Here is a 7,570-nt window from a genome sequence, read left to right on the forward strand (position 1 = left end):
CGGCGCGCCGGACAAGCCCGCTCTGGCGCTGGAAACACGCTATGGGGGTCGGGTCGGGCTGGCGCGGCTGGTCCCGATCTGGCAGATCGGGCGGCGGCAGATCTATGAGGCGCAGGGCTACAGCCAGCCGCCGGTGATCACGCACTTCGCGCCGGACTGGCTGCGCCTCTCCGCCGCGCTGACGCCCGTCGTGCAGGTCGACATCGACTTCTGGACGATGGAATCGCAGGCGGTCGGCGGACGCTTCACGCTGCGCAATACGAGCGCACAGGCCGTCGGCGTGCAGCTCGATTTCGTCGCGCAGATCGCCACCACGCGCAACGCCGGGGTGCAGATCCTGTTCCTGTCGCTGCAAAACGGCCAGAGCGCGCTGCAATTGGGCCGCATGGAGGGGCTTCAGCCGGTACTGCTGCTCGAAGGCGCTACCGGAGTCACCACGCGTCCCCGTCTGACGCGCACCCTGACTCTCGACCCCGGCACGGAAACCGCCCTACGCTGGACGCTCGCCAGCATGCCCACCCGCGACGAAAGCCTGCTGCTCGCGCATAAGTGGCTGTCGCAGAATTGGGCCCCACATCTGGCCGCGATCGAGCGCCGCCTGCGCGCCCAGCCGGAGATCGAAACCGGGCGAAAAACGTGGGACGCCGCTCTCGCCTGGAGCCAGCAGATCGTGCTGCGCAGCTTTTTGGGCGCAACGGGCAGCCTGCCCTACGCGTCGTTCGTCTCGGCGCGCCGCCCGCTCGACGGCTATCCGCTGAGCGGCACGCATGCCAGCGGCTTCAACGCGGCCTGGGGCGGCCAATCCGCCCCCGACGCCCTGCTGATCGCGCCCGCGGTCGCGCTGGCCGCGCCGGATCTGGCGAAGGGCATCGTGCGCAACTTCCTGGCCGTGCAGCGGCACGACGGCTTCATTGACGCGCGCCCCGGCCTCGACGGGCAGCGCACAGGCGTCCTCGCGCCGCCGCTTCTGGCGACCCTGACCCACACCGTCTACCACTTCACGCGCGATCGCTCGCTGCTCACCGACGCCTTCCCGCGCCTGCGCCAGTTCTTCGAGCGCTGGTTCAAGCCGGACATGGACCGCGACGGCGACGGCCTGCCCGAATGGTCGCAGGTCGATCAGGGCGCGTTCGGCGGGCCGCTGTTCGGCTCTGGCTCGACCGCCGGGCAGGGCCTCGATATCAGCACCGTCGAGTCGCCCGATCTGGCCGCATATCTCGTGCACGAGGTGGGCGCGCTGATCCGCATCGCGGAGATCCTGAACCGTCCCGAAGACGTCGCGGCGCTCACCGCCCGGCGCGATGCGCTGGCCGGGCAGCTTCAGGCGTTGTGGGACGCCGGGGCGCAAACCTTCGTGCTGCGCGATCGCGCCACGCACAGCACTCCCTCCGGCGAAGTGATCTACGAGGCGAAGGGCGATCAACCCCTGCGCGAGCGCACCGATCTGCCCTACGCCAGCCGCCTGCTCCTGCGCGCTATCGGCGGCCTGACGCGCAAGCCGTCCCTGAGCTGCACGATCGAAGGCGTGGACGCCAACGGCAAGCCCGCCCGCGAGGAGATCCCCGGCGACGCGTTCGACTGGTATCGCAGCGCGGGCGCCGCCACGACGCGCACCGTCTGGACCGCCCTCACGAGCGTCAAATTCTCCGGCCTCAGCCGCGTCTATACCGTTCAGGTGGGCACGGTCAATCTGCGCCAGCAGGATCTCGGCCAGTTCGTGCCGCTGTGGACCGACGCCCTCAGCGACGAGCAGGCCGACGCCTTGATTGCAACCCTGAGCGATCCCCCACGCTGGTGGCGCGCCTATGGGCTGTCCGCCAGCCCGGCGGACGATCCCACCTACGCGACCGGCGGCAATGTCGTGTGGCCCTACTGGAATATGCTGCTGGCCTGGGCGCTGATGGATCACGGTCGCCACGCGGAGGCCGCCGACCTGTTCGGGCGCGTCATCGCCGCGCAGATCCGCTGCCTGGAAAGCGGGCAGAGCTTCCGCGCCAGCTACCATGCGGATACGGGGGACGGCATCGGGGATACGGGTGTGATCATGGGCGCGGTATCGCTGGCGTGGTTCGCGCGGCTGTTCGGCGCGTACGTCCTCGCGCCCGATCTCGCCGTGATCACCGGGCCGCTGGCGTTCGAGGGCGAGCACATGGCCTGGACGCAGCACGGCGTGCGCATCACGCGCGGCGCGGACGGCACGACCGTGCAGTTCCCGTCCGGCGGTGAGGTGACGCTGCCGCCCCACGCCGATCCGCAGGTCGTGCGCGATCCGTCCGGCATGCCCACGCCGCTGACCCCGCCCACCGAGCCGGAGCCGGTCACCGACGGCGATCTGCCGTTCCCTGCCGCCGAGGAGCAGCCGGTCGCGCCGGAGCCGGATCAGGCAGCGGACGCGGGACCGTTCTTCACACTCGACGACGATCCGCTCCCCGAAATCGACTGATCGCGCCCATCCGGGCTGCAAAAATACGCACGTAGGGGCAGTTCGTGAACTGCCCCTCGATCATTGATCATTCACTCGCCTTGACACGGGCGGGCTTACCCTACCCGGCGGGCGATGCAAGCATCGCCCCTACAAAACCCGCCGTCACCCGCTTGTCTCCCCTCTCCAACTTGATTGGAGCGGGGCCGGGGGTGAGGTCGCCATTGTCCTTGCCTTTGCCCGCTGCTTTGTGCCTCTGCTTTGAACTAACAACTTAAAACTGACGACTAAAAACTGTTATTGCAGCCCCAGCACCCGCAGGATCCCCGGCGCGATGCCCGTCAGATCGCGCATCCCGTTCGCAAACTCCTGCCGCGCCGCGCCGATCGCGATCGTGGGCACGGCGTTTTCCGTGTGGTGGCGCGTGCTGAGATCCTCCATGTTGCCGTGATCGCTCGTGATCACGATCAAGCCGTGTTCGTCGTCCCAGGCGTCGAGCAGCCCCGCCATCACGCCGTCGAACAGTTCCAGCAGCGCGACGCCGCGCTCCAGCGGCCCCCGGTGGCCGATCACGTCCGTCACCCAGTGCTCGAAGAAGGTGAAGGTACGCTGCTGCGCCAGCGCCGCCAGCCGCCGCCCGGCTTCCGCGCGCTCGTACAGCGGCGTATCCACATACCCCAGCTCGTCGCGCCAGCCCTGCCCCGTCCAGTCGGGACTCATCGCCGCGCCGGAGTAAATATCCGTGTCGGTAAACAACCCCTGTCCGGTCGAAAGCGCGGCCTGTTGGTTGGACGACGGCAGCCGTTTGCCGCTCGCCATCGCCTCGTGAAAGCGCGGCGGAAACGCGTTGATCAGCGCCGCTGTGCCGCCTGCCGCCGTAACGCGCTTGAACACGTTGTCCTCGTCCACGATCGCGCGGATCTCCGCGGTCGGGCGCGGCCCGTAATGCTCCCCGATCTCGGCGGGCACGTTGCGCCCCGTGACGATCGTCGCCTGCCCGGTCGCGCTTTGGGGGCGTCCCGGCACGCCGAGCGTTGCGTCGGTGGGAATGAACAGCGCCCGCCCGGTATCGCACCGGGGTGTGCCGCTCAGCCAGTGGTGCCCCCCCGCCAGCGCGTCGAGTGTCGGCGTGCACGCGGCGGCGAACGGGTTCACCGCCGGATCGTTGTCGCCCAGGCCCACCCCATCCAGAAACATGAGCAGCACGTGTTCGGTCATGGCTGCCCCACACGGATCAGGGTGTACCAGTTGCTGGGGCGCCCGCGAGCGGAATCCGTGCCCGGCATGCTGGACACCACCTCGAACTCAGGCCCGAATAACGCCGCGACGCCTGCCGGATCGATCCCCACATGCCGCCCGCTGTGCGCGCTGACGTGCGGCATGAACGCATACAGCAGGTACGTCGTGCCGGGATGCGTCAGGCGTTTGAAGTGGGCGGCATAGCCCCGGCGCGGCTCAGGATCGAGCACGTGCAGGCAGCCCACGTCGATCGCCAGATCGAACGGGGCCTGCGTGGGCAAAAAGTCGAGCGCCGTCACGTCGCCCGTGCGGAATGTGCAGCGATCCGCCACGTCCGCGCGGTTGGCCTTGCGCCGGGCGGCCACGATCGCGTTGGGCGCGAAGTCAATTCCCGTCACAGTCCAGCCGTGCGCGGCCAGAAACAGCGACGACGTGCCGGTCCCACAGCCGAGATCGAGCGCGCGGCCCGGCGGATCGCCCACGGCCTCTCGCGCCGCGACCCACGCGGTGATCTCCGGAGGCACGATGCCCCGGTCCCACGGCGCGTCGCCGCGCAGATAGCGCCAGGAAAATCGCAGCCGGGAACGGATCGACGGTGGCAGCATAGGCGTCCCCCTCTTTAGGCTCATGCGCGAATCAGCGCGCGTTCGTTTGCAGATAATCGAGAATGAACGGATTCGTAGCGCGCTCTGCGCCGATGGTCGTATTGTCCATGTGGCCGGGCAGCACGATCGTGCTGTCGCCCAGCGGCAGCAGCTTCTCCACGATCGCGTGCATTAAGGTTTCATAGTCGCTGCCGGGCAAGTCGGTCCGCCCGATGCTGCCGCGAAACAGCACGTCGCCGCTGAGCACCGTATTTTCGCTGCGCAGCACGTAGCTCACGTGGCCGGGCGCATGGCCGGGCGTAAACAGCACCTCCAGCCGGATCGCGCCCACCTCGATCACGTCGCCTTCCTCAACGAACCCATCCGGCTCGGCGGCAGGCGGCACCTCGATCCCCAGCCACGCCATCGTCGCCTGTGGCAGCGTCTGCACCAGCGGCAGATCGAGCCGGTGCACGCGGAACGGCGCGCCGGTAATCTGCTTGAGATCCGCGCTCGCCATGATGTGATCGAAATGCCCATGCGTCGCCAGGATCTCGCGGATCGTCCAGCCCTGCTCCTGGGCCGTTTTTGCGATCAGGCTGGCGCGGTCCACCGGATCGATCACAACGGCAAGGCCGCTGTCTGTATCTCCTACAATGTAACAATTCGTTTGAATCGGCCCTAGCGTGAGCTTGAGGATCTCTATCGCCATCGAATAACCCTTCCTGCGGGTATAGACATTGTCCAAATGGTAGCGCCACGGAAATAACTTGCCAACATAACGGCGAGGAGGGGGTGTAATACAACTATGACCATTTTTTGATCTCATATTAATTTCGACTCGCAATAATGGACTCAAGCGCGCCCGCCACACGCAGATCTTTCACGGCAAAAATACGGCAATGGCGGGTAATTTCCTGAATTGTGTAAATAATTGCGATTTTTCAGGATCTTTTTACTTAGTTCATGTAAGGTCCATTTAACGGCGTCGGTGTAAAGGGTACACGTCTTTATAGTAGTCGGATTACAACTCATAGGAGGCATCATGTCCCAGAAGTCTCGGTGGTATAAATGGCAGCGCGGTCAGGCTCTCTTCGAATACTGGCCCACTCTGCCCATCGCCATCGCCATCATGCTGAGCGCTGGCGCTCTCACGTCGTTCATCTCGAACAGCTTCCAGAAGACGGTTATTGGTATCGAAGGCACGGGCCTGACCTGCGCCCCCGCGATGGAAACCGATGCCGAGACGGAAGGCCCGTCCTACGCCGCCCTCGGTGACCACACCGTCCAGATGACGGGCTATCAGTACGATCCCGAAGAAGATGTCACCCGCGTTTCCTATCAGGTAACGTCCGGCAAGAAGCCGACCATCAGCCACTGGACCCTCGGCATTCCGGTCGCGTTCCAGAGCATCACCTCGGTCGAAGGCGACACCAAGTTGGAATGGGGCGACGACCCGACGATCGGTCTGAGCGGCCTGAAGTTCGACACCGGTTATGAATCCGCAGCCCTGCCTTCCGGCCTCGAAGGCTACTCACTCGTCAGCATGAGCTACCGCGTTGACGATGGCCTGACCCGTAACATCTACCTGACCCTCGAAGGTCACTACGAACTGAGCATCGTCAATCTTGGTGTTAAGGCCGGTACGGGCACGTACACGGGCGAAATCGTCGCCCCCGTGACGCCGTACACGGAACCGGAAGAAACGGCAGATCCGTCCTGCTCCGCCTCATAGCCCGGATCTGCCTTTTCAAGTTCTCGATGGCGTGCCTGCTCTCCGGTGTTGTAGTTCGGAGAGCAGGTGCCCATCCTGCCCTGGAATGTTAACAAAGTAATTGGTAGGGGGACCGATGGGATATCCAGCTTCACAACCATACAACTCGCAAGCGCAGGACGGTATTCGCGGCTGGATCATTATCCTGCGCGAACTGATGATCGTCGCCATCCTGCTGACCTGGGAACTGAGCAAGCTCGGCAAAGAACGCTTCATGCGTTTCTCGCCGCGCGTCCGCGGTCTCATGCTGATTATCGTGGCGGTGCTCATGCTCGCGCTGACGGGCATCCTGGTTGCGGCAGCCATGTATGAAGCGCCTGTGCCCACCATCCGCGAACAGATCGCGGTCGCGCCCTATTCGCTGGAAGGCCGTAAGCTTCCGCCGATCGTCGATGGCAGCTTTATTTCCATGCCGGACGAATTTGGCGATTTCGAGCGGCTTAGCGAAGTACCCGCCGACGCGTCCACCAGCAGCCTCATCAACCAGTGTGTTCTCGATACCAGCGTCGGCCAGGACAATGAATGCAATGTCCAGCAGATGCGCACCCAGATTGCCTTCGAGCGCTACCGGTCCGGTCAGGGTTGGGTGGATATTTCCATCGCCAAGATCGGCACCCCTGGCGATACGCTCGAAATGGTCGCCGGGCTGTACCGCTACGCGCGGCGCACCGGCCAGACCGGCAACTTTGCGATTTACGGCGTCGGTCCCATCGACTTTTTCTACAGCCGCGAGCCGGGCTGGATTACCTTTGTCTATTCGCATGACCAGTGGATCATCAGCATTTCGTCCCGCACACAGGCCATGCTTGATGCAGCAGTCAATCAATTCCCGTATTAACGCACGATCGATATAACGCTCGCTGGTCATCCGGCGGGTTACCAGGAAACACGAGAAACGGCGCGGGGGGGCGCCGTTTTTCGTTCCGTTTGAACTTCGACCGCCGCTGTCTCGCTCTCCACCATCCCGTCGGCGTTGGCACGCCCACGCGTGACGTTAAACCCCCTCAGCGGGAAAATGGACTGTCGTGCTTTTCGTAGGGGCGATGCTTGCATCGCCCGTTAAGACAAAAACGGGTAGAGCAAACTCTACCCGCACGGTATCACCGCTGTCACTTCCACCTTGACGCCCGCGGGCTTTACCCCGCCCCGACAAAACCCGGTTGTGCGCTGCCTGTCTCCCCTCTCCAATCTGATTGGAGAGGGGCCGGGGGTGAGGTCGCGTTTGCTCTTGCCTTTGCTTTTGGCTCTCAGCCAACGTCTAACCGCTATGCCGCATTACTCCGCCGCAGCACCATCGCGGGCAGATCGCGCAGCTCGCGGATGCCCAGCACCAGCCCGGCCCCCGCAAACGCGACGCCGCCCGCCCCGGCCAGCACCGCCACACGGATCGCCGTGCGCAGCGTGCCCGCGTTATGGAAGCCCGCCGCGCCCAGCACCGCATCCGTGCCCAGCACCACGATCCCCATCACCACCGTCGCGCCCACCGTGCGCGCGGTCGTCAGGGCCAGCCCGCGCCCGTCGATGTCGCCCCAGCGGCGGCGCAGGATCGCC

7 protein-coding genes are annotated in these 7,570 nt (G+C 65.1%); 3 read left to right on the top strand and 4 right to left on the bottom strand.

Going from position 1 to position 7,570, the window contains the following annotated elements; all coding sequences use genetic code 11:
* Nucleotides 1-2,443: MGH1-like glycoside hydrolase domain-containing protein (locus V7116_RS07420; RefSeq protein ID WP_324391261.1), on the top strand; the 2,443-nt coding region annotated here is incomplete at its 5' end.
* A 276-nt stretch (nt 2,444-2,719) separates the two neighbouring features.
* On the opposite strand, the gene V7116_RS07425 is transcribed toward V7116_RS07420, so the two are convergent.
* The 3 genes from V7116_RS07425 to V7116_RS07435 are packed head-to-tail and all read right to left on the bottom strand — an operon-like array spanning nt 2,720 to nt 4,957.
* Complete coding sequence (locus tag V7116_RS07425; RefSeq protein ID WP_324391262.1) at nt 2,720-3,640, bottom strand: hypothetical protein; 921 nt, start codon at nt 3,638-3,640, stop codon at nt 2,720-2,722.
* Nucleotides 3,637-4,266 (bottom strand): class I SAM-dependent methyltransferase, encoded by a 630-nt coding sequence (locus V7116_RS07430; protein WP_324391263.1) that lies wholly within the window; start codon nt 4,264-4,266, stop codon nt 3,637-3,639. Before V7116_RS07430 ends, V7116_RS07425 begins: the two co-directional genes overlap by 4 nt.
* A gap of 31 nt (nt 4,267-4,297) precedes the next feature.
* The gene (locus V7116_RS07435) at nt 4,298-4,957 is read right to left on the bottom strand and encodes an MBL fold metallo-hydrolase (RefSeq protein ID WP_324391264.1); all 660 of its coding nucleotides are present in this window, start codon (nt 4,955-4,957) and stop codon (nt 4,298-4,300) included.
* Nucleotides 4,958-5,290: 333 nt separating this feature from the next.
* Here V7116_RS07435 and V7116_RS07440 point away from each other — a divergent pair, with 333 nt between their 5' ends.
* Complete coding sequence (locus V7116_RS07440; RefSeq protein ID WP_324391265.1) at nt 5,291-5,980, top strand: hypothetical protein; 690 nt, start codon at nt 5,291-5,293, stop codon at nt 5,978-5,980.
* A gap of 115 nt (nt 5,981-6,095) precedes the next feature.
* Nucleotides 6,096-6,857 carry a hypothetical protein gene (locus V7116_RS07445; RefSeq protein ID WP_324391266.1) on the top strand — a complete coding sequence of 254 codons (762 nt, stop codon included), beginning with the start codon at nt 6,096-6,098 and terminating at the stop codon, nt 6,855-6,857.
* Between the two features lie 427 nt (nt 6,858-7,284).
* Here V7116_RS07445 and V7116_RS07450 read toward each other — a convergent pair.
* Nucleotides 7,285-7,570 (bottom strand): hypothetical protein (locus V7116_RS07450; RefSeq protein WP_324391267.1); only part of this gene is annotated, 286 nt, incomplete at its 5' end.

This window comes from Aggregatilinea sp., from assembly GCF_036822615.1.
Taxonomy (GTDB): domain Bacteria; phylum Chloroflexota; class Anaerolineae; order Aggregatilineales; family Aggregatilineaceae; genus Aggregatilinea.